This is a genomic window from Shewanella sp. 3_MG-2023 (genome assembly GCF_030548765.1).
In the GTDB taxonomy this organism is placed as follows: domain Bacteria; phylum Pseudomonadota; class Gammaproteobacteria; order Enterobacterales; family Shewanellaceae; genus Shewanella.
Window position 1 is genome coordinate 1 of the sequence record NZ_JAUOSH010000037.1, and the last position, 22,424, is coordinate 22,424.

18 protein-coding genes and 1 riboswitch are annotated in these 22,424 nt (G+C 40.8%); of the genes, 8 read left to right on the plus strand and 10 right to left on the minus strand.

What is annotated here, in order from left to right:
* Positions 1-846: 846 nt before the first annotated feature.
* Positions 847-1,335: a glutathione peroxidase gene (locus Q4591_RS17305; protein WP_102440660.1), complete on the minus strand. Its 489-nt coding sequence runs from the start codon at positions 1,333-1,335 to the stop codon at positions 847-849.
* A 328-nt stretch (positions 1,336-1,663) separates the two neighbouring features.
* Here Q4591_RS17305 and Q4591_RS17310 point away from each other — a divergent pair, with 328 nt between their 5' ends.
* Positions 1,664-2,200 (plus strand): YfaZ family outer membrane protein, encoded by a 537-nt coding sequence (locus Q4591_RS17310; RefSeq protein WP_102440659.1) that lies wholly within the window; start codon positions 1,664-1,666, stop codon positions 2,198-2,200.
* Between the two features lie 154 nt (positions 2,201-2,354).
* On the opposite strand, the gene Q4591_RS17315 is transcribed toward Q4591_RS17310, so the two are convergent.
* The 6 genes from Q4591_RS17315 to Q4591_RS17340 all read right to left on the minus strand — a co-directional run bounded on the left by Q4591_RS17315 (position 2,355) and on the right by Q4591_RS17340 (position 8,107).
* Positions 2,355-3,482 (minus strand): patatin-like phospholipase family protein, encoded by a 1,128-nt coding sequence (locus Q4591_RS17315; protein ID WP_102440658.1) that lies wholly within the window; start codon positions 3,480-3,482, stop codon positions 2,355-2,357.
* A 172-nt stretch (positions 3,483-3,654) separates the two neighbouring features.
* Positions 3,655-5,370 carry a proline--tRNA ligase gene (locus tag Q4591_RS17320; RefSeq protein ID WP_303462113.1) on the minus strand — a complete coding sequence of 572 codons (1,716 nt, stop codon included), beginning with the start codon at positions 5,368-5,370 and terminating at the stop codon, positions 3,655-3,657.
* 138 nt (positions 5,371-5,508) lie between these two features.
* Positions 5,509-6,153 carry a DapH/DapD/GlmU-related protein gene (locus Q4591_RS17325; RefSeq protein WP_102440662.1) on the minus strand — a complete coding sequence of 215 codons (645 nt, stop codon included), beginning with the start codon at positions 6,151-6,153 and terminating at the stop codon, positions 5,509-5,511.
* 1 nt (position 6,154) lies between these two features.
* A complete protein-coding gene (tsaA, locus tag Q4591_RS17330; RefSeq protein WP_102440661.1) occupies positions 6,155-6,901 on the minus strand; it encodes a tRNA (N6-threonylcarbamoyladenosine(37)-N6)-methyltransferase TrmO in 747 nt (248 codons plus the stop codon).
* 270 nt (positions 6,902-7,171) lie between these two features.
* Positions 7,172-7,567, minus strand: a complete 396-nt coding sequence (gene rcsF / locus Q4591_RS17335) for an Rcs stress response system protein RcsF (RefSeq protein ID WP_102440656.1) — start codon at positions 7,565-7,567, stop codon at positions 7,172-7,174.
* A gap of 135 nt (positions 7,568-7,702) precedes the next feature.
* Positions 7,703-8,107 carry an H-NS family nucleoid-associated regulatory protein gene (locus Q4591_RS17340; RefSeq protein WP_076540367.1) on the minus strand — a complete coding sequence of 135 codons (405 nt, stop codon included), beginning with the start codon at positions 8,105-8,107 and terminating at the stop codon, positions 7,703-7,705.
* Positions 8,108-8,560: 453 nt separating this feature from the next.
* On the opposite strand from Q4591_RS17340, the gene Q4591_RS17345 reads away from it, so the two are divergent.
* The 3 genes from Q4591_RS17345 to Q4591_RS17355 all read left to right on the plus strand — a co-directional run bounded on the left by Q4591_RS17345 (position 8,561) and on the right by Q4591_RS17355 (position 12,488).
* Positions 8,561-9,310, plus strand: a complete 750-nt coding sequence (locus Q4591_RS17345; RefSeq protein WP_102440655.1) for an electron transfer flavoprotein subunit beta/FixA family protein — start codon at positions 8,561-8,563, stop codon at positions 9,308-9,310.
* Between the two features lie 2 nt (positions 9,311-9,312).
* A complete protein-coding gene (locus Q4591_RS17350) occupies positions 9,313-10,236 on the plus strand; it encodes an electron transfer flavoprotein subunit alpha/FixB family protein (RefSeq protein ID WP_102440654.1) in 924 nt (307 codons plus the stop codon).
* A 397-nt stretch (positions 10,237-10,633) separates the two neighbouring features.
* A riboswitch (Lysine riboswitch) is annotated at positions 10,634-10,854 on the plus strand.
* Positions 10,855-10,931: 77 nt separating this feature from the next.
* Positions 10,932-12,488, plus strand: coding sequence for a Na+/H+ antiporter NhaC family protein (locus tag Q4591_RS17355; RefSeq protein WP_102476998.1), 1,557 nt, complete (start codon positions 10,932-10,934; stop codon positions 12,486-12,488).
* A gap of 455 nt (positions 12,489-12,943) precedes the next feature.
* Here Q4591_RS17355 and Q4591_RS17360 read toward each other — a convergent pair whose 3' ends face one another.
* Positions 12,944-15,085, minus strand: coding sequence for a M3 family metallopeptidase (locus Q4591_RS17360; RefSeq protein ID WP_102476999.1), 2,142 nt, complete (start codon positions 15,083-15,085; stop codon positions 12,944-12,946).
* Positions 15,086-15,389: 304 nt separating this feature from the next.
* Between Q4591_RS17360 and Q4591_RS17365 the strand changes: the two genes are divergently transcribed.
* Positions 15,390-15,968: a thymidine kinase gene (locus Q4591_RS17365; protein ID WP_076540377.1), complete on the plus strand. Its 579-nt coding sequence runs from the start codon at positions 15,390-15,392 to the stop codon at positions 15,966-15,968.
* Positions 15,969-16,204: 236 nt separating this feature from the next.
* Here Q4591_RS17365 and Q4591_RS17370 read toward each other — a convergent pair whose 3' ends face one another.
* Entirely contained in the window at positions 16,205-17,995 is a 1,791-nt protein-coding gene (locus Q4591_RS17370) for an acyl-CoA dehydrogenase C-terminal domain-containing protein (RefSeq protein ID WP_303462117.1), read from the minus strand.
* Positions 17,996-18,414: 419 nt separating this feature from the next.
* Complete coding sequence (locus Q4591_RS17375) at positions 18,415-19,752, minus strand: coproporphyrinogen III oxidase family protein (protein ID WP_303462119.1); 1,338 nt, start codon at positions 19,750-19,752, stop codon at positions 18,415-18,417.
* Between the two features lie 415 nt (positions 19,753-20,167).
* Between Q4591_RS17375 and Q4591_RS17380 the strand changes: the two genes are divergently transcribed.
* The 3 genes from Q4591_RS17380 to Q4591_RS17390 all read left to right on the plus strand — a co-directional run bounded on the left by Q4591_RS17380 (position 20,168) and on the right by Q4591_RS17390 (position 22,138).
* Complete coding sequence (locus tag Q4591_RS17380; protein WP_303462121.1) at positions 20,168-20,683, plus strand: DUF1097 domain-containing protein; 516 nt, start codon at positions 20,168-20,170, stop codon at positions 20,681-20,683.
* Between the two features lie 154 nt (positions 20,684-20,837).
* Positions 20,838-21,239 (plus strand): hypothetical protein, encoded by a 402-nt coding sequence (locus Q4591_RS17385; RefSeq protein ID WP_102440648.1) that lies wholly within the window; start codon positions 20,838-20,840, stop codon positions 21,237-21,239.
* Between the two features lie 554 nt (positions 21,240-21,793).
* A complete protein-coding gene (locus Q4591_RS17390) occupies positions 21,794-22,138 on the plus strand; it encodes an FKBP-type peptidyl-prolyl cis-trans isomerase (protein WP_102477004.1) in 345 nt (114 codons plus the stop codon).
* Positions 22,139-22,424: the final 286 nt, after the last annotated feature.

The following is a 22,424-nucleotide window of genomic DNA, read 5'->3' on the forward strand; positions in this document are numbered from 1 at the left end:
GCACATTACCTCGTTGCTACAGTTACTCAGAGTGGCTCATTTCAAAAAAGTTCATTACCGCGGTAAATTATTTTAAAGTTTTTTTGGCTAGCTGGCTTGATTGGATTTTATTACTGCAATTTAGTTTTAAATCAGCAGTTTGAATTGGTGTTTAATCTCAGGTCATATTCAAGCTGAGATAAACTTGGCGCAAAAAAAATGGCAACCCAGTGGATTGCCAGAAGTATTTCTATGCGGGTCACTGTTAACGGTGCGCTAGCGTGTTAGCAATGTCCCAATTGGGAGTGATGATGAAAAAGAGTTACCAAATTCGAGTAGCGAAATAATTGGGGAGATTAAATCTATAAAAGCTCAGTATCGAAATAACCTTGATGAGGGGTTAGCCTATTACTGACTAGCTACATTACTAAGAGAGGCTAAGCTGCAAATGGTTCAATAAAATTTATTATTTTTTAAATATTTAGAATGATCGAAAGCGATACATTTTATGTATCTGTTTTTATTGGGTTTTTGTGATAACCTTTATTGTTCTTTTATGGCGAACATCGTCAGGATTAAGGGGTGCTTTATAAACTTTGCTTTAACAAACCAGTCTCATCAAAAATTAGCTCCATAAAAAAAGGCAATCAAACGATTGCCTATTGATCCACTTTGAGATCAAAGGGACCGCGCTAGAAGTCCCAGGGAGATGATGAAAGTGAAAACACTGTCTATATACTATGAGCATCTCAAAGTGAAATAGTTCAAAAAAACATCAATTTTTTTATATTTTTTATCAATAATTTTTTTATGCAATTAAATCAGTAGATTAAAAATACATTAAGTGTCGATTTAATGCGGTAACTATTACTTTTTCAGTAGATACTCAATTTGTTCTACTAAATTTTCAGGTTTCATGGTCGGTGCATAACGCTTTAACACCTTGCCTTCTTTGTCTATTAAGAATTTAGTGAAGTTCCACTTAATTGACTCACTGCCCAGCAACCCTTTAGCTGAAGACTTAAGAAACTGATAGATAGGTGCGGCATTGGCGCCATTAACGTCCACCTTACTAAATAATGGAAAACTAACCCCGAAATTCAGTTCACAGAATTTGCTAATGGTAGCTTCGTCGCCTTTTTCTTGGGAGCCAAACTGGTTACATGGAAACCCTAATATCACTAAACCTTGCTCTTTATATAACTGATACAGGTGCTCAAGGGGTTTATATTGATGGGTGAAGCCGCATTCGCTAGCGGTGTTAACAACCAATACCACATGATCTTTAAATTGATCCATGGATACAGTGTTACCTTGAATGTCTACTGCGCTTTGCTGATAAAATGTTTGGCTCATGGTCAACTCCTAAAACGATAATAATACTTTTAAGTTTTATCATAACTGCAAATTGGATTGTGCACAATTTAAAATACGGATTTAATAAACGCATAAGCTGATCTGGGCTTGCCATCAACGAGAGTAGTTAATTTTACCGATTAAGTTATACTCAACCGCGACTTGATATATTGACTTACAGGTATTGCTAACTCTTATTTATTGTAACTTGGTTGTGGTTTAATTGTGTGTTAATCCATCTAGGCGCTCGTGTTAGGCCTTTTTATAAAGACTAATTAATTAGCTCAGTATAATCTTGGCCCATAAGCACTTAGGTTTGAGGTTATAAATGAATAAAAAAATGATGGCTGTTATTGCAGCGAGTGTGTTTTGCGTCAATGTTAATGCTACTGAGTTTTCTTTAGGGCTCAGTGAGCACGTGGTATCTGCTGACATTAAGACCAATATTAACCCTAATGTTAATCTTGAAGCCGGTTATGTGTATTCAGATAAAAAGGGTAACTTGGCGCAGTTTGCCATGCATATGACCCATCAAACAGGTCCGCATTCAATTGAAATTGGCCCTAAGTTATCCAGTGTTTGGTTTGATAATAGTCCTAATGGCAGTGTCATTGCCGTCGGTGGACACTATGGCTTTGCGCTAGGCAATAAAATATCGCTGCATGCTGATGCTTATTATGCGCCGTCAGTATTGTCTTTTTCGGATGTCGATGGTTACACCGAATTAGGTGGAAAAGTGCAGTATGACTTTAACCCTAATATGGCGGTTTTTTTCGGTTATAGAAATATGACCTTCCAGTATGATGGTCGTTCAGATCGTGCTTTTGAAGATGGTTTCTATATTGGTGGCACTTCACGCTTCTAATACTTATTAAGCGGCACCTGTGGAAACACTCTCCACCAAAAAAAGCAAGTTGCGTGGCAACTTGCTTTTTATTATTTGTAATAGCAGCGTATTTGGCAGTGAGTTCATCTCAAAGTGAGTCGTGCTGCACTAATCATTTAGCCAAGAAGCCTATTTAGGTTTCCAGTTCAAAAAAGGTTTTGATGGTATCCATTTGGTTCATAGCGTCTTTATAACCGAGATCAATTAAGGCACTGGTGTAGGATTTTTCAAATAATAAGTATGACGCGATACTTGAGTCTGATTGACGATTAATGCCAATAAATTTCAATAATATTCTGATGGCGAGAGGTAAGTCTTGAAAGTAGCGCGCGGCAATAACACTTAAATCTTCACTGGGCTTAATGACTAAGGTGTCAATTTTACGCAAATTAACCAGCTTAGCATCGGCGGGTGGAATAAGGTCTAAGGTGCTGTTTATCCGCTCTAAGCGTTCTAAATCACTGTTTAAAGTGTCTGAGAAAATGGTATCCAGTAAATGACCTGCAATGGTTGCTGTTTTTGGGTGAGCATCTATATCACTGTGCCTTTGTTTATGAGGGCTATCTAGATTGATCACCATAATTTTTCTGGCTCCTAGATGTATCGGGCTGGATAACGGCGACAATTGGTGTACTGAGCCATCACCAAAATAGGCTTGTTTTAATTTTACCGATGGAAAAACCAATGGGATAGCTGAGGTCGCCATCAAATGATCTGTGGTTAATGTGGTGCGGGTACCTTGTCTTCTTGCCCGTTGCCAGTCGTTAATATGATGGCTAGCTTGATAGAAACTGTAGGAATATGAGTCATTGTAACTTGATGCATCTAAGCTAATGGCCTTTAAAGCGCCACTACCGATGTTGCGTTCAATACGCTGAAAATCGATTAATTGATTCAGTAGTTTTCGTAATGGCTGATTATCAAGCAGGCTGCCCGCTTCGGTATTGACCTTATCACTTTGTAGCCCTTTTAAGGCCATTTTTGATAAGTGTTTTAATACATTCCAAAACGATGAACTGTAGACTTTATGGGTTTCAAAGTGCCGCCAAACCCAATCAAGTTTGCGAACCCCTAAATGGAAACAAGAGGCATGGGTAGCTAATGACGTTGCGTTAATTGCACCTGCTGAGCTACCACTTAGAATATCAAACGGGATATGATGATTACGCGGATAAAGCTGAACTAGCGCTTTTAACACGCCAATCTGATACGCAGCCCGTGCGCCACCGCCACCTAATACCAGTGCAATTGAATCTGACAACTATGCTCTCCTCTGTTTGATAAGCTGATGATATCAGTATGTATAGCAATAACTGGTTATACCAATCAAAATAACATAATCGACAGTAGTTACATGTAAAATATGAAATGAAAACCAAAAAAAACGCACCTTAAAAGGTGCGTTTTTTACGGCATAGTTTTAAAGCGAATGATTAGCCATTAATTGCTGACTTGATAAAGTCGACAATCTGATCAAACGGGATATCTTGTTTTTCACCAGTGCGGCGGTTTTTATATTCAAACACGCCAGCATCGATATTACGATCGCCAATAACAATTACATGAGGCAAGCCAATTAGCTCCATGTCATTGAACATCACGCCTGGGCGCTCTTTACGGTCATCTAATAAGATATCAATGCCTTGGGCACTTAAGTCTGCGTAAAGCTGCTCAGCCATGTCTTTTACGCGATGTGACTTATGCATATTCATCGGTAAAATCCCCACAGTGAACGGCGCCAGTGACTCAGGTAACTTCATACCGCGGTCATCATGGTTTTGCTCGATTGCAGCGGCAACGATACGGCTAACACCAGCGCCATAACAACCCATTTGCATCACTTTTGACTTACCGTTTTCATCAAGTACGGTTGCGCCCATTGCTTCTGAGTAGTTAGTACCAAGTTGGAAGATATGACCGACTTCAATACCACGTGCAAACGCATAAACACCTTTACCATCTGGGCTTGCTTCACCTTCAACCACGTTACGAATATCCATCGCTTGTGCCATTGGTAAATCGCGCTCCCAGTTGATGCCAAAGTAATGCTTACCTTCTTGGTTAGCACCAGCAGCAAAGTCGCTCATTAGCGCGACGTCACGGTCAATGATAATAGGCATTTCAAGGCCTACAGGGCCGATTGAACCTGGGCCTGCGCCTACAGCTGCAACCATTTCAGCATCAGTGGCAAACTCAAGTGGTGAGGCAACGAGCTCATGCTTCTCAGCTTTTAATTCGTTTAACTCATGATCGCCACGAATAACTAATGCTACCAATGGTGCATCTTCAGTTGCGCCCTTAACAATCAGGGTTTTAACTGTTTTAGTTATTTCAAGTTCAAACTGCTCAACTAATTCAGCAATGGTTTTGGCATTTGGCGTATCAACGACAGTCATTTCCTGTGTTGGTGCGGCTAATGTGCCAGTTGGTGCTGCAGTTTCTGCTTTTTCAATGTTTGCGGCATAATCACTTTCAGTTGAATAAGCGATCAAGTCTTCACCACTGTTAGCAAGAACATGGAACTCATGTGAGGTACTACCACCAATTGAACCCGTGTCAGCAATAACAGGACGGAAAGCAAGACCCATACGATTAAAGATGTTGCAGTATGCTTGATGCATGTCTGCATAAGTCTTATCCATGCACTCTTGGGTTAAATGGAAAGAATAGGCATCTTTCATCAAAAATTCACGTGCACGCATCACGCCAAAACGAGGACGGACTTCATCACGGAATTTTGTTTGTACTTGATATAATGTCAGTGGTAATTGCTTATAAGAGCTCACTTCTTTACGGACTAAATCAGTAATCACTTCTTCATGGGTTGGGCCTAAAACGAAGTCGCGGTTATGACGATCTTGGAAGCGGAGCAATTCAGGACCAAATTTTTCCCAACGTCCTGTTTCAACCCAAAGATCGGCCGGCTGTACTAGGGGCATCAAAATTTCAATAGAACCGACTTTGTTCATTTCTTCACGAACAATGGCTTCGACTTTACGTAATACACGTAAACCACTCGGTAACCATGAATAAAGGCCTGATGCATTACGACGGATAAAGCCGGCACGTAACATCAATTGATGGCTGATGACTTCTGCATTTGCAGGTGTTTCTTTTTGTGTTGAAAGCAGGTACTTGCTAACTCGCATTCCCAATGTCCACTTAGTAGCTATTAATGTGCGACATTTTATCACCTGTAACGATGAAGTCACCAGATAATTAAGCGATACCTGACAAAGATAGCCATAGGGCTATGGCAAAATGATATGGGCGATAAATTAAAGCAACTATTTATCGCGTCGGTCGCCAATGATTTTGGCAGGGTTACCGGCAACAATCGCAAATTCGGGAACATCTTTGGTCACAATACTACCCATGCCAACAATGGCTTGGTTGCCAATAGTAACCCCATCAACAATGCCAGCTTGGGCGCCAATCCATACATCACGGCCAATGACAATACCCTTTGATTGACTGGGTTGTTGATAGATATCTTGCTCTGCTGACATGCCATGGTTAAAAGCATAAATCGTGACGTTATTGGCGATACGGGTTTTATCACCAATGGTGATGCCGCAGCGACCGCCATCAAAAGAGCAGCCATGATTAATGGCCACTTCATTGCCTAGGGTTATCGGCCCATGTAAAAACACCTCGGCGGCAATCATGCATTGATTTCCCATAGTTATATTGCGCCCAGGCTCTGCAAACACATTGGCTTCGGGGGCGATAAAACACTGCTGACCAAACTTAATGGTTTCAAGCTGCTCAAATTGTTGCTGAACTTCATCTTGCCAGGGTTTAGCCCAGGTAAATTGTTTGTCTTTTAAGGAAAAATACAACCACGGCATCCAAGATAAACGTTTTTTATGCTGAGTTTGATAATCAGGACTTTTGTTTGTATCAAGGGTGCTGTTCAAATCAGACTTCATATTAGTTTTGACCAACGCTGGTGGGTTTAATTTCAATAACATTAATCTGCTGCTCAGTGACGGTCCAAAAAATATCAATATCATATAAGGCCACTTGATATAATTTTGGATCTGCTTTGGCTTTTTTATAAGCAGGTCGAGGGTCTTGAGCTAACACGTCAGTAATAAGTTGAATTAAATCACTGTTATTGAGCTTAGATGAGTGGGCGTCAATTTGCGCTTTTGCCAAGCTTGAAAATTGTACATCAATTAATTTTGGCGCATCTTGAGCGATGCCACCTGTCGCACTTTCTATTGAGTCAGAAAATGGAATATAAGGTTTTATATCAATAATGGGGGTACCATCTAATAAATCCATGCCGGATATTTCAAGACAAACTTTGCCATTTTTCTGAATAACCTTATGCAATTTAACCACTGACTGGCCAATACCATTAGGTCTGAATGTAGAGCGGGTGGCAAATACGCCTAACTTTTCATTGCCACCTAATCTTGGTGGTCTGACGGTATTTTTCCAACCTTGCTGTAGGTTTTCATGAAAACAAAAAAGCAGCCATAAGTGTGAATATTGTTCAATACCTCTAACCGCATCAAGGTTATTGACTTGAGGGGCTAATTCAATAACACCTTTAATATTTACCAACCCTGGTTGTCTTGGGATACCAAACTTTTGTTTGTAAGGGGTACGACAATACCCGACGGCCTCTATTTGAGAGTTAAAGTTTTGCGCGTTAGGATCTGTTTTCATGTCTAAGAAACCGTCAAGTGTTGTTACTAATAAATTAAGAGGGGGCATAATCAAGCATTGAACCTAATAAATGTTCAATGCTTTGTTAATTTAATACTAAAGAGCCATTAGCCAATGTAAGGTTTTAAGCAAAGCGGGTGTTAATGTCTTTAAAATGCTTCGGATAACAGCATAAATAAAATGACTTAGACACCTAGCCTGATGGTTTAATTTCTTTGACCATTAGCCATTAATAGTCGGTTGCTCTAATACTAAATTATTAACAAGTATCTACTGCTCAGTAGCGGTTTTAATTGCTTGGCCGACACAAATTGCTTGGCTGTAGCAGCTGTCGACCTGTTGTTCTGTTAATAGGCATTTTTTGATCATTAGCCCATTGGCACCTAGCTCGACCGCCTGTTTTCGTGCATCGGTTCTCGCATCTGCAATGCTTGCAGGAACCCCATCAGCAGTTTGTTGGCATGATTCACCTTCAACTAGGCCTAACACCTCAAATGACCCTTTAGGGCGTTGGTTCTCTTTATATAGAACCACATTTCCAGGTTTGAAATAGTCATCAATTGCCTTAGTGTCTAGGTTACTATTAAAAGTGTATTCACTAGCACAACCAGATAATAATATTGCTGAGCTTATAGCTAAAGAAAAAACAGGACGAGAAACGTTCATAGTAAAGCCTAATTCAAAAGAGGTGAATGTAGTATAGTTTACAATGCTTGCTAGCAGGTGGGAATAGAATACAGATAAGAAAAAAGCTTACCAAAGTAAGCTTTTTCTATATGAAGGATGTCAAAACAGCAAGTGTTATTCCATACCAGGAATTAAGAAGTCTTCCATTGTTTTGCCATTATCAACTTGGTTTTTGAACACAGTTGGCATACGGCCTTGACCCGTCCACTGGATTAATTCGCCATCAACTTCAATTTGGTATTTAGCAGGGCGCGGCGCACGTTTTTTTGGTGCAGGCTTAATTGATACTTCACCTAAGTCTTCAATTGATAAACCACTGTTTTCAATTTGCGCTAGAATTTCAGCAATGCGTGCATTTCTTTCTGCATTGGCTTCTTGTTCTGCTTTTTCGTCTTCTTCTCTTTCTGTAATGATTTTTTCAAGCTTTACTGAAAGCTCACGTAAATCTTCTACAGACAACTCTTTAACTGCAGCTTTAAAACGACGACCATGGGTTAGTATTTCTAAAAAGTCACTCATATCAATGTGCATCCTAATGGTTATTAAATAATAAGTTTTCAAGTAATGCTTTAGAGATTAAAGAATACCTATCAAAATCGCTACATTGCTTAATTATTTAGCATTGGAGTGTCAAATTTAATTGACCATTAAGCATGTCAATAAAGCACAATACTTAATAGTAAAAAAATAAGTTTACTTGAATAGTCATTAATAATAGAAACTAAATCTGAATGGATCAAATAAAATCATCAATAAGTAGATAAAAATTAATTAATCTACCTTTTAGGTACCTTATTTAATATAAATTGTGCAGAAGTCAGTTCTTTTAAACGCACATTGAGCCAAAAAAAATATAAACAAGTGTTTGACTTAGGTTGACGTTAACGTTAACAGGCCGTAAAGTTGAGCCATATTACATTGGTTAAAACCAATGTGCCGTCCACATACATTGAAGGTGTAAAAGGAAATCCCATGAAAGTATTGGTGCCTGTAAAGCGCGTAGTCGATGCAAATGTGAAGGTCAGAGTAAACGCTGACAACACAAATGTTGATACTGCTAATTTGAAAATGGCGTTAAACCCATTCTGTGAAATTGCAGTTGAAGAAGCTGTAAGATTGAAAGAAGCAGGAAGTGTTACGGAAATTGTTGTGGTCACTATTGGAGCTAAAAATGCTCAAGAACAATTACGTACCTCGATGGCGCTTGGTGCCGACCGTGCTATTCATGTCCTGACTGATGACGAGTTAGTGCCGTTATCGATTGCTAAAATTTTAAAAGCGGTTCAAGAAAAAGAACAAGCAGAATTAGTGATATTTGGTAAGCAATCTATTGATGGCGACAATAACCAAACCGGTCAAATGCTAGCTGCATTAACGAATATGCCTCAAGCAACGTTTGCATCAGAGCTAACATTAACGGCAGACAGTGCAGAAGTAACCCGTGAGATTGACGGCGGCTTACAAACAATAAAAATGCCATTACCAGCGGTGGTTACGGTTGATTTACGTTTAAATGAACCTCGTTATGCATCATTACCTAATATTATGAAAGCTAAGCGTAAGCCATTAGAGACACTTTCAATTGATGATTTAGGCGTAAGCTTAAAAGCACATCAAACCATTATAAAAGTCACCCCTCCAGCTGAGCGTAAAGCTGGCATCATGGTGAATTCAGTGGCTGAATTAGTTGAAAAGTTAAAAAATGAAGCGAAGGTGATCTAATTATGACTATTTTAGTATTAGCTGAACATGATAACGCAAGCTTAAAATTAGATACCGCTAAAGCAGTAAGCGCAGCGGTTGCCATTGGTGGTGATGTGCATGTGTTAGTTGCTGGTAGTGATTGCGCTGCAGCAGTTACCGCAGCGCAAGCATTAACAGGCGTAAGCAAGGTATTAGTTGCTGATAATGCTGTGTATCAAGCGCAACTAGCAGAAAACCTTTCACAGTTAGTGGTTAACCTTGCAGGTGATTACGAACATATTATTTCTGCGGCTAGCAGTGTCGGTAAAGATACCCTGCCACGAGTCGCGGCGTTATTAGATGTGGCGCAAATTTCTGAAGTGATTGAAGTTGTAAGCACAGATACCTTCGTGCGTCCTGTTTATGCCGGTTCGGCATTAGCGACAGTGCAAAGTTTAGATGCGGTTAAAGTGCTAACAGTACGAACCAGTGCTTTTGATGCCGCAACCAATGACGGCAGTGCAGAAGCGGTTATGGTTGATTTTGTTGCCACAGCAGCGGCAGAATTTGTTTCGCAAACATTAACTGAATCAGAGCGTCCTGAGCTTGGCAGTGCTGGGGTGATTGTTTCCGGCGGCCGCGGTATGGGCAGTGGTGAGAACTTTGCTATTTTAGAAGCGCTTGCTGATAAATTAACTGCTGCTGTTGGTGCTTCGCGCGCAGCTGTTGATGCTGGCTTTGTACCGAATGATTTACAAGTAGGACAAACTGGTAAAATTGTCGCACCTGATCTGTATATTGCTGTAGGTATCTCAGGGGCTATTCAGCATCTTGCTGGTATGAAAGACTCTAAAGTCATTGTGGCAATCAACAAAGATCCTGAAGCGCCGATTTTCCAGGTTGCAGATTATGGTCTGGAAGCTGATTTGTTTGAAGCGATCCCTGAGCTAACTAATTTGCTATAGTCCTTAATTAGAGCCCTAAATAAGAGTCCTAAATAATGCTCTTTATAATAGGATTATGGCTTACGCTAGTTTTTTAGTGAGTTAATATCCACTAATAAAAAACGGCACTAAAAGGCTTTTACCGAGAGGTAAAAGCCTTTTTTAATGTTCCGTAGATAGTTGCTGCCAATTTATACTAATGCGTTGTTATTTGCGGTGCTGTTCTATCAGTGAGCAAAAATTACCACTGCGTTAAATATGAACCCTTGCTAATAAAAGGTTACACTAGTGCTGCGTCAATGTGCGCGGTTTTAGTTGTGATGTTATATATCACAAGATAATCAAGTTTTATCTGGCAATGATGCTACTGCTTATGTTTGTATGATGGGGTGTTGATATACAGAGCCTTTCTGTTGTTAACATAAGTAGAGGTGCATTAAGTATCAGTACGGGTGAGTTGGGTGATGCCAATAACTTATTCGGAAAGGATTTAGTGCCGAAGTAAATGGATTCTATCAAAACCATTTATTGGGGCAGTTACCGAAAGGGACTGCACTGTCATGGTAATTTCTATCCGAAAGGGTAGAAGAATATATATCGACAACGATATTGATATTACTGTGGAGTGCTACTGAAAAGAATTTCGTTTACGTATTCAACGTAAACTTGCCTTATCAGTTATTCTCCATTCGTACTCAACGAAGAAATTATAAGAAATGATGATAACAAGTTACGCCGATTCGGCTCTCTCGCTTTTGCCACCAGTAGTGGCTATTTTGCTCGCAGTATTAACTCGCCGAGTCTTACTTTCATTGGGCTTAGGTATTATCACCGGGGTGTTTTTACTCGGTGATTTTTCAGTTAGCGCTGCAGCCTCAAATTTACTGACTACCGTCACGGGTCTAGTTTGGGATGATGGCGCGCTCAATTCATGGAACCTACAAATTTTAGGTTTCTTGGTGATTTTGGGCATGATCACGGCATTAATCACGGTAAGTGGTTCAGCTCGCGCCTTTGCTGATTGGGCTCATCAACGTATTCGCAATAAACGTGATGCCAAGTTGATGACTATCTTCCTTGGTGTTGTAGTGTTTATTGATGACTACTTTAACAGTATTGTGGTGGGATCTATTGCACGTCCAATCACCGACCGTTACCACATCTCACGGGCTAAATTAGCCTACTTATTGGATTCAACAGCGGCACCAATTTGTGTTATCTCGCCTGTTTCAAGCTGGGGAGCGTACATTATCGCCCTGATCGGCGGGATTTTAACGGCTCATGGCTTTGCTGATACAGGGCATTTAAGTGTGTTCCTGCAAATGATCCCAATGAACTTTTATGCCATTTTTGCATTATTATTATTGGTGTGTGTGGCGTTATTTGGTTTAGATATTGGCCCAATGCGTAAGCATGAACAAAATGCCCAAAAGGGTGAGTTGTTCGACGAATCTAAAGGCTTACCACCAGGAGCCACAGCCGATTTACCAGAAGCGGAAACCGGTAAAATCATTGGCTTATTCTTACCTATATTAGTGTTAGTTGCGGCAACCTTCTATTTCATGGTGGCGTCAGGCGCTGATGCATTATCAGCTAATGATTTACCTTTTAGCATTTTAGGAGCATTTGAAAATACTGAAGTGAGCTCGTCACTATTTTACGGTTCACTGGTGGGGTTAGCGGTCACCTTAGTATTAACTGTGAAGCAAAAAATTGCTCTGCCTATGGTGTTCACTGGCATCAAACTTGGCGCTAAATCAATGCTACCTGCCATTTATATTTTGTTATTTGCTTGGACGATTTCAACGGTTATTGGCAACCTTGAAACCGGTAAATACATGGCCAGTTTAGCCACAGGCAATATTCCATTTGCGATGCTACCTGCAGTATTATTTTTATTAGCAGGCCTAACCGCATTTGCAACCGGCACCAGCTGGGGTACCTTCGGTATCATGTTGCCAATTGCAGCTGATATGGCGATGGGCAGTGATAGCACTATGATGTTACCTATGCTTGCAGCCGTGTTATCTGGTGCAGTATTTGGCGATCATTGTTCACCGATTTCAGATACCACTATCTTGTCGTCAACGGGGGCGAGTTGTCACCATATCGATCACGTAATGACGCAATTACCTTATGCGTTAATCGTGGCGGTCATTAGTATTATTGGCTACGGTGTATTAGGTTTTACCGCGTCAGTGGCCATGGGCTTGGTCACCTGTAGTGTGCTATTTGTATTAAGCGTTATTGGACTGAAGTTGATCACTAAATAGCGTAAGCTAACTCGGTTTGATTTAAGCTTATCGCGAACTTTAGATATAGCTAGCTTGTATGAAAATGCCGCTCAGATGAGCGGCATTTTTTATGTTTTAAAATCAAGGCTGCATAATAAAGTGGTATATATAAGCTAAATATCTAAGTCGAATCACTAGAGTGAACCTCAAAGGTTTAAGCTCACATGTTTTGTTTATGCAGCAGTTATTGTTAGCGAAGAGAAGCAGCGATTAGCACTGTGAGTGAATGACTGTTTCTGCCAATGGTGAGTGCAAGGGTTAGCAATTATAGGGATTAACAGGTACTGCTAATCAGCGTACTCGGATCTAGGTGAAAATTGAGATAAAAAAATGCCGCTCAAATGAGCGGCATTTTTAGGATTTAAGTTTAAGTGCTAAATAAAATTAGCTTTAACCAAACTTAAATGATGTTAAGCCACAAGGTTCTAATAGCGTTAGTTTAAACCACGACGCTCAAGTAATGCATCAGTCGTCGGTTCTTGACCTCTGAAGGCTTTATACGCATCCATTGGTGGTACTGAGTTACCCACTTCACGAATGGTTTTGCGATACTTCATCCCAATTTCACGGTTTAGACCGCCTTGAGTTTGTACGTAAGCAAAGGCATCAGCTGCAAGGATTTCACTCCACATGTAAGCGTAATAACTTGCAGAGTAGCCGCCCGGGAAAGCGTGAGCAAAATAGCTTGAGCGGTAACGAGGTGGTACCGCTTTAATGTCAACACCGTGTTTTTTCAGGGCGCTTGCTTCAAAGCTCGCCACATCTTGTAATGGCACATCAGCAGCAAGTGAATGCCACTCTAAATCAACTAGTGCTGCCGCCATATACTCTAAGGTGTCAAACCCTTGATTAAAGCTGCGAGACTCAAGTAATTTTTCTAGTAGTGCCTCAGGAATGACTTCGCCTGTTTCATAGTGCTTAGCATAGTTAGCCAGCACTTTAGGGTGCGCTGCCCAGTCTTCTTCAAATGTCGATGGGAACTCTACAAAGTCACGTGATACTGAGGTGCCCGCAAGTGATGGGTAAGTAACTTTTGAGAACATACCGTGGGTACCATGGCCCATTTCATGGAACATGGTGGTGACTTCACTGTAGCTCACAAATGTTGGCTGACCTTCAGGGGCTTTCTTAATGTTCATCACATTAACTACCACAGGCTTGTTGTTTAATAACTCAGACTGACCCACAAACGAGTTCATCCAAGCGCCGCCACGTTTACCTTCACGAGAAAAGTAATCAGCATAAAAGATAGCCATACTGCTGCCATCTTCATCAAACATTTCATACGCTTTTACATCAGGGTGATAAACAGGCAGATCAGGTCTTGGTGTTAAGGTCACGCCATACAATTCTTTAAGAGTGAAAAACACGCCATCTTCCAGTACACGATTAAATTCAAAATAAGGCTTAATTGATGCCTCATCTAAATCAAATTTTTCTTTACGTACACGCTCGGCATAATAAGCCCAATCCCATGGTTCAAGGGTAAAGTCGCCGCCCATTTTGGTGATCATTGCTTGTATGTCTGCGGCTTCTTTTTGGGTGTTTTCAACTACAGCAGGCACCATTGAGCCAAACATCTTATAAACCGCATCTGGGGTTTTGGCCATTTGTGGCGCTAAGCGGTAATCTGCCCAACTGTCATAACCCAGTAATTGGGCTTTTTCGGCACGTAGTTGCGCTAAACGAGCCACTAAAGAAGCGGTTTCATTGTCACCCGTTAAACCGCGGTTAGCAGATGCTTGCCATACTTGTTGACGTAGCTGACGGTTGTCTAGTTGGGCTAATACAGGCTGACGAGTGGTGTTGGTAATGCTAAGTAAGTATTTACCTTCATGGCCTGCTGCACTGGCATCAATGGCTGCTGATTTAATGGCGGTTGCTGATAAACCCGCAAGCTCTGACTCATCCTCAACGACTACGGCGATTTCTTTACTTAAGCGCATTAGTCGCTGTGAGAATTCGTTAGTCAAGGTTGACTGCTCTTCATTCAATACACGAATTTGCTGTTTTTGCGCTTCTGTTAGTTTAGCGCCCGCTAGAACAAAACGTTGATGATAAACTTCAATTAAGCGTTTTGCTTCAGGGCTAATTTCTAAGCCTTCACGGCTGTTATAAATCTGTTCAATGCGGCTAAAAAGTGCAGCATTTAAATTAATGTTGTCAGAATGGGCTGCCATTTTAGGCGCCATAATGCCCTGTATTTTACGTAGCTCAGGGTTACTTGTTGAACCGGTTAAATTATAAAAAACCTTCGATGTACGGCCTAATAGTTCACCGCTTTTTTCCATGGCAACAATGGTATTTTCAAAGGTTGCAGGCGCTGGATTGTTAGCAATAACCAAGATTTGCTGGTAATGCTCATTGATACCTTGCTCAAGCGCAGGTAAGAAGTGCTCATTTTTTATGTCAGCAAAATTAGGGGTTTGATATTGCAAGCTGCTTGGAGCAAAAAAAGGATTATCTGCTTGTATCATAGTGACGTTTTCAGCTTGGGTTGTATCAGTATTTGAGATTGAGCATCCACCTACGACGATTGTGGCAGCAATAGCTGCAGCAACAAGTGTTTTATGCATAGTGTTTAGACTTCCTATTATATTTTATTGTTCAAACAATCTATCAATTGTTTCTTAATCGTATCTGAAGTAATACAAAAAGCGTGAACTATGATGGCTTTTTTAACGTTAACTGTTTAATAAATGTGACATGTTAACTGGATTTAACATGTAATTACTGCTGCGAGAGGTGATTAGCTCAAAAGCGCAGCTGCACAGAGATGATATTTTGTGATGCCGACATGAGTTTATCTATTCTAACGCTTATTTCGCTGCTGAAAAAATGATAAACTGCCACGGTAAATAACCATAAGGACACACCGTTTTGGCGCAACTCTACTTCTACTATTCTGCAATGAATGCAGGTAAATCAACTTCGCTACTGCAATCATCGTACAACTACCGTGAACGTGGAATGAATACCTTAGTCATGACAGCGTCAATTGATGATCGTTATGGTATTGGCAAAGTGGCTTCTCGTATTGGTATTGAAACCGAAGCCCATGTTTTTAGTGATGGTGATAACCTTGCTTATTTTATTGAAAAGCAACTTGCTGAACAAAAGCTGCACTGCATATTAATTGATGAGTCGCAATTTTTAAGTAAAGAGCAAGTTAAGCAGTTAACCCATGTGGTTGATAATTTTGATATTCCAGTGCTGTGCTATGGTTTAAAAACCGACTTTCAAGGTGAATTGTTTACCGGAAGCCAATACTTATTAGCCTGGGCTGATAAATTGGTAGAACTTAAAACTATTTGCCATTGCGGCCGTAAAGCCAACATGGTGTTAAGACTGGATGGCAACGGTAAGCCTATGCGTGATGGTGAGCAAGTTGCCATTGGCGGTAACGAAAGTTACGAGTCGGTATGCCGTAAGCATTTTAGAGAATTTCTTTGGGACTAGTTCGTTGCAGTTAACGAGTTACTCTTAAATAAAACAGCGCCTATATTGATTTATAGGCGCTGTTTTTGTTTGGACTTGTTTTTGGTAGTTACTTACAAAGCAGCGTTAAAAATCCGCCTCATCAAAATTAGCAATATGCGCTACTCGCTTCAATTTGCTTAGGTAAACTTCGAGCCTGGCTACCCCAGTAACTCAGATATTATTAGGGCGTAGTTTGAATGTATCGTTATCAGCGATTAAAAATCCGCTTCATCAAAATTAGCAATATGCGCGCTACTTGATTCAATTTGCTTGCGTAAGCTTCGAGTCTGACTGCCCCAGTAGCTCATATAAAACTGAGCGGTTTTAAGTTTGCCTTTATAGAACTCCGTTTCTTCAGTACCTGCTTCAATAGCTGCAAACGAGGTGGCGGCAATACGGGTCCACATCCACGCCAGTGTGGTGATGCCAAATAGCTGCATGTAGGCCATAGAAGCTGCGCCAATAATATCTGGATTAGTGCTGGCAGATTTGACGATAAAGCCAGTGGCTTTTTCTAAATCGCCTGCCGCATCCATTAAGCCGGCAATGTAAGGCTGCATGTTTGCATTGGCGCTGTTTTCTTGGATGAGTTGTTTAACCATCCCTGACCACAATGTCAGTGCAGCGCCTTTATCTGAGAGTAATTTACGGCCAACTAAATCCAATGCTTGTACGCCATTGGTGCCTTCATAAATCATCGCAATGCGAATATCGCGGACAAATTGTTCCATGCCCCATTCGTTAATATATCCGTGGCCGCCATAAACTTGCTGCGCATCAACACAGGCTTTAAAGCCTTGGTCGGTGACAAAGCCTTTTACTATTGGGGTAAATAGCGCTGCCAGCATTGAAGCTTGTTTTGCTTGTGCGGGATCAGTATGGCGCTCAGCAGAGTCTAGCCAAAGCGCTTGCTGGCCCATTAAGGCGCGGGTGCCTTCATTAAATGCTTTTTGCGACAACAGCATTCTGCGCACATCGCCATGAACTAAAATAGAGTCAGCGGCTTGCTCTGGTTGTTTAGCACCAGATAACGCGCGGCCTTGAATGCGACCTTTAGCATATTCCAATGCGTTTTGATAAGCGATATCAGACACGCCTAAACCCTGAATGCCGACGCCTAAGCGGGCTTGATTCATCATGGTGAACATTGCCTTTAAACCTTGATGAGGTGCGCCGACTAATTCACCTAGAGCATTATCAAAATGCATCACACAGGTGGAGTTACCATGAATACCCATTTTATGTTCAAGACCGGTGGCAGATAAACTATTAGCTTCACCCAAACTGCCGTCATCGTTAACCATAAACTTAGGTACCGCAAACAATGAGATCCCTTTAACGCCTTCTGGAGCGTCAGGTAATTTAGCTAATACCAAGTGAATGATATTTTCCGCTAAATCATGATCACCAGATGAGATAAATATTTTTTCACCGCTAATGGCAAATTGGCCATCTGCAGCTGGGGTTGCCTTAGTGCGCAGTAAAGCTAAATCAGTGCCAGCATGAGACTCAGTTAAGTTCATGGTGCCAGTCCACTCACCACTGACCAGCTTGGCAAGGTATTTTTGTTTCAGTGCATCACTACCATGAACGTGGATAGCTGAGTAAGCACCATGGGTTAACCCTGGGTACATGGCAAAGGCCATATTGGTGGCGGTTTTCATTTCGGTGGCAAAGGTGCCAATAACTTCGGGTAAGCCTTGACCGCCATATTCAGGATCACAGGTTAATGTGGCCCAACCATCATCAACGTATTGTTTATACGCCTGTTTAAATCCTTTTGGGGTAATCACTTTGCCATCCACAAGCTGACAACCTTCAAGATCACCTGAAGCATTAAGCGGCAACATAATCTCGGTAGTGAAATCGGCCACGCCTTGCAAAATAGCATCAGCAAGCTCAGGGTCGATTTCATCAAAACCTGATAAGTTAGGTTGCTGATAAATATTAAGTAATTCAGATAATATGAATTGATAATCTCTAAGGGGGGCTTGATAAATCGGCATAATAGGATCCTTTCTTATGATATTTCTGTGCTTACTCGCATAGTGACAGAATTGATGTTCAAGAATTAAACAGGTGTTTAACCATAACTAACTTTGAGCAAAAACTCAGTAATTATTTATCGGCGGTTTGTTAACTTCACAGCGGCAATTATAGCGTCAGGTGTCGTTATTGAATGTGGATGGCTATTGAAAAGTGAGATTGATGTGCTTCTATTATGCTAATAGGTAATATAGTCAATGGGTTGTATTGAGCTAGTTTTGAATTAAAGCTGATTTGAGTGATTGATTTGAGTGATTGATTTGAGTGATTGATTTGAAACTAGCACTCACATCCCTGTGAATGCTACATCGATTCAGTATTGTGGCAATGGCTGCTAAAGTTTAACTCAAAACCACGTTTATCGCCCTAGTTATAGCATTTAGTTAGTGCACGTAAGTACTGATTCAGTTAATTCGCGGTCTTGCTGTTGTGATAACGGCAACTCCCTTGCTTGCTCGCGCAGATAGTCCATTCCCGCTAAGAAACCGGAGAACATTTTCAGCGCAATAAATTGCCCTTCAGTGGTAGTGCGGTAGTTACTGCCTTGTTTCTTTATTGCCCCAGCTGCATGCAAGTAACTCATTTCTAAGGGAAATGCCTGCCACAATGTTTTACCGGTATGGGCTTTAAATTGTTGATTATCTAATATACCATGACCCATCATCATCATTAAGTGATGTTGTATTAGCGCTTTTTGCTCAAGAGGTTTGGTATAACAGGTACCACTATGGCCGGCATTGATACGCTCAATATAGGTTGGGATATCAAAGCTGGAAATGTTGAATTGCTCGCCAAAGCGGCCAAAGGCACCAGAGCCAACCCCAAAGCAATCTTCACCGTCGAGCACATATTTGTTTTCAACTGGTTGGCCAAAATTACGGCTAAATGTCCATGGGAACTCCATTATGTACTTGTCACCTAACGCTTGTTTAACAGCTAGAAATTGCGGCCAAAGCTCATTAGGCTCACCTGCAAGGCTACCTGCTTTTTTACGGTTTTTACCAATGCCGATAGTCAGTGGATAAGTAGTAATTTGATCAGGGCTTAAGCGAATCGTTTGCTCAAGATCCCAAGCAATTGACTCAGGCGTTTGCACCTTAAAGCCATACATCATATCGAGGTTTACAGTGGGGATGACCTCAATGGCGCGGCTAACGTATTCAGCTTGCTGTAATCCCGAGCCAAACTTTTCAAAACGGCCACTGGCTTTTAAAATCTTATCGTCAAAGCTTTGCACCCCAATGGACATTCTATCCACTAAGCCTTTAAGTAAATGTGGATTGCCTTCTTTAAAGTAGATTGGATCGCTTTCGCAAGAGACCTCGCGTACCGTGGTGATCGATTTAATCATCTCGATGGTTTTAATCAACTCATCTTCTAAAATGGTCGTAGTACCACCGCCAATATAAACCCGGTTAAAGGTATAGCCTTTGGCAGTAACTTCTCTAATTTCTTTTCTCAGGGCTTTGAAATACTCTCTGGCAATGCCTTCAACAAATTTGATTTTATGGAATGAGCAAAAACGGCATAAAGTATGGCAAAAAGGAATGTGAATATAGAGGGTTTCGATGGGTTTTTCAGGGATATAGTCTTTGGCGTCAACATCAACTTCAACCGCATTTTTCAAGCTTAAAGAGCGTTTAATCGTTTGACCCATAACCCAGTCGAGGCTATTGGTTGCAAGGTCTAACCTTGAGGTTGAGAGAGTGGATTTCATTAAAGCCCTCATTGATATCATTATGTCTAATATAACCAGACTAATGGACTCCAGTGGTGATAAATGTCGGCTGAAGCATGAAGATACAAATATCTACAAATTAGAGGGTAATTTGTTACTAAAGTTTGATGGTTATCACTTTCTTGTAGCAGTTGCAGACTGCAAGATTTTGATTATTTGTTGTTTTTTTGTACGAAGCCGTTAACCGTTCCTAATTTTCATTCTGGTTAATAGTTTATTTTGAATCACTAATATTGAATATAGTGCTAACGCTGTGGTTGCGGCAGGTGGGCAATTAATTAAAACACGTGTGTGATCACTTTTTCTCAGACTATAAATAGCGTACATTACACACAATTGTATTTTATGATGAACTCTCCATTTTTATTTGTGGACTATGTGCAAGGGGAAAACTATGAAACATCGTTGGCAGATTGCAATATCAGCAGGGCTTTTAGCGGGGTTATGGGCTGGTGTGGCAGATGTTTTTCATTTAGTCACTTGGATTGGTTTTCTGAGTTGCAGTACTTTTTTTGCTCAGACTGAATCTGGCGTAAAAGGTATGTTCATGGCCATGAGCACTAATTTATCAGGGGTGTTTTGGGGCTGGTTAATTATTTCTGGCAGTAGCTTTTTTGTGTCACCTTTATTTGGCTATATTTTTACTGGCATTGCGACTTCTGCAATGTGTTTGCAGGCAAGTTATAAAAAGTTGGCATTCATTCCTGGGGCATTTATTGGCTGTTGTGTCACTTTTGCTATGGGGGGCGACATTGCAGCGATATTACCGCCGTTGCTCATTGGCGCTATGCTGGGTTACAGCATGAGCTTATTAACAGGCCAGTTGATTAATTTAACAGAAAAGTTTCAAGGTTTATCGGTAAATAAATCAGTTGATGCCGCTAATAATAATGCAGCGAAAGAGCTATAAGCCTGTTAGTAAACCCATTGTAAAAGCAGAAATTTTTGTTTTTTGATACTTTTAATACATAGTGTTTTTTGTCATTGAGTTAGCACAAATTGATTTACTCCCTTGTGCTAACTCGCTAGGATGTTGCCCCATTTAGCATCTAGCAAGGTATCACATGAGATCCGTAACACTGGCTTTAACCCTCATCGCTTTATTCAGTCTTTTTAGCAGTTCATCAGTTAACGCCGCGCCACAAGTGGGTTTAATGGTGGGTAGTGATTCAGGTATCAATGTCAAAATTGATGATTACAAGATTGGTGTTGGATTTGACGAGTTATCTTTTACTATGGATAGAACCTTTAATTTCCAAGATAACCCAAATTTTTATTGGGGCCTTGGGGGTAAAATTGCTGACTCACATAAAGATGATATTCAGTTAGGTGCTAGAGCGGTGTTTGGTGCTCACGCTAAAGTGGAGCGTTTTACCTTTTTTGCTGAAGCACAACCGACCTTGTATATACTTGATGATGTTAAAGTGAAATTAGAAGCCATTGCTGGGGTGAGATATCACTTCTAGGTTTTCAATCTGCCGATTGAATGGCTAAGTTGAGATTTGTTGCCATCGTTTTGGTTAAAGTTGTAATCAAAGCTTTAGCTAGTGAGTTAGTGAAGTAGGGAATACCAAGGTATTCCCTTTTTTGTGGCTGATTTTTGATGGTTTGATGGTTTGTTTGATGGTTTGTTTGATGGTTTGTTTGGTTGGATGTAACTTGATAGCTGGTGATTGGTGATTGGTGATTGAGAGTTAGTGGCAGGATTACAAGCTGTCGGTTGCTAAAGTCAACGTCGTGGGTTATCCACCCACACCCGACGAAGAGGGGAAACAACAGCAATCCGCCTCTTACTTTTCTAAGAACCATTTTTCTTGATCCCACTTATTTAACAATGGCGGTCATTACCCCAGCGACAATGAAGATAGGCTAAAAACGTTTGGCAGTATCTAAGCATGTTTACAGCAGCATTTAGCGATGAAAAACGCTGCAAAATACTGACTATGAGTTATTTTTAGCATCTGAATTGAGTCAATTTGCTGTTATCATAGCGACATTATTTTATAGAAAAGGCATTCGTATGACCTCCCTTGCAGAACTTAATATTACCGACATCACGGTTGGTGAAGGCAAAGCCGCAGAAAAAGGTGCATTAATCACCTGTAAATATACCGGTAAATTAGCCGATGGCAGCGTATTTGATAGCTCAGAAGCATTTCAAGTGGTGATCACCGCTAAACGGGTTATCCAAGGTTGGTATCAAGGTATTATTGGCGACAACCCAATGAAGGTCGGCGGAACACGTAAACTGTCAGTCCCTGCTCACCTTGGTTATGGCGAGCGCAAAATTGGCGATAAAATCCCGCCTAATTCTGATTTATTCTTTGAAATTGAATTATTAGAAGTGCTAACTCGTGATGATTAATATCAGCACGTTTAATTGCTGATATTAATCATCAGCATTGTAGTGATTGATGAATGGCAACAGTAATGTTGCCATTGTTGTTTTTGGCTAACCTATCAGGGCTAATAAAGCCTTAGCTGCAAACTCATGTTCATCTTTCTATATAAATTCTTCAACAGCATCAGCAATTTCCAATGTAGATTGTTGAATCTGTAGGTTCTATTGGAGTGTTTGGATTAGTTTAATTCGATTATTTATGACCTGCGGTCACAGTGATTAAAGTCGTGGTGCTTCGCCCACACCAGAC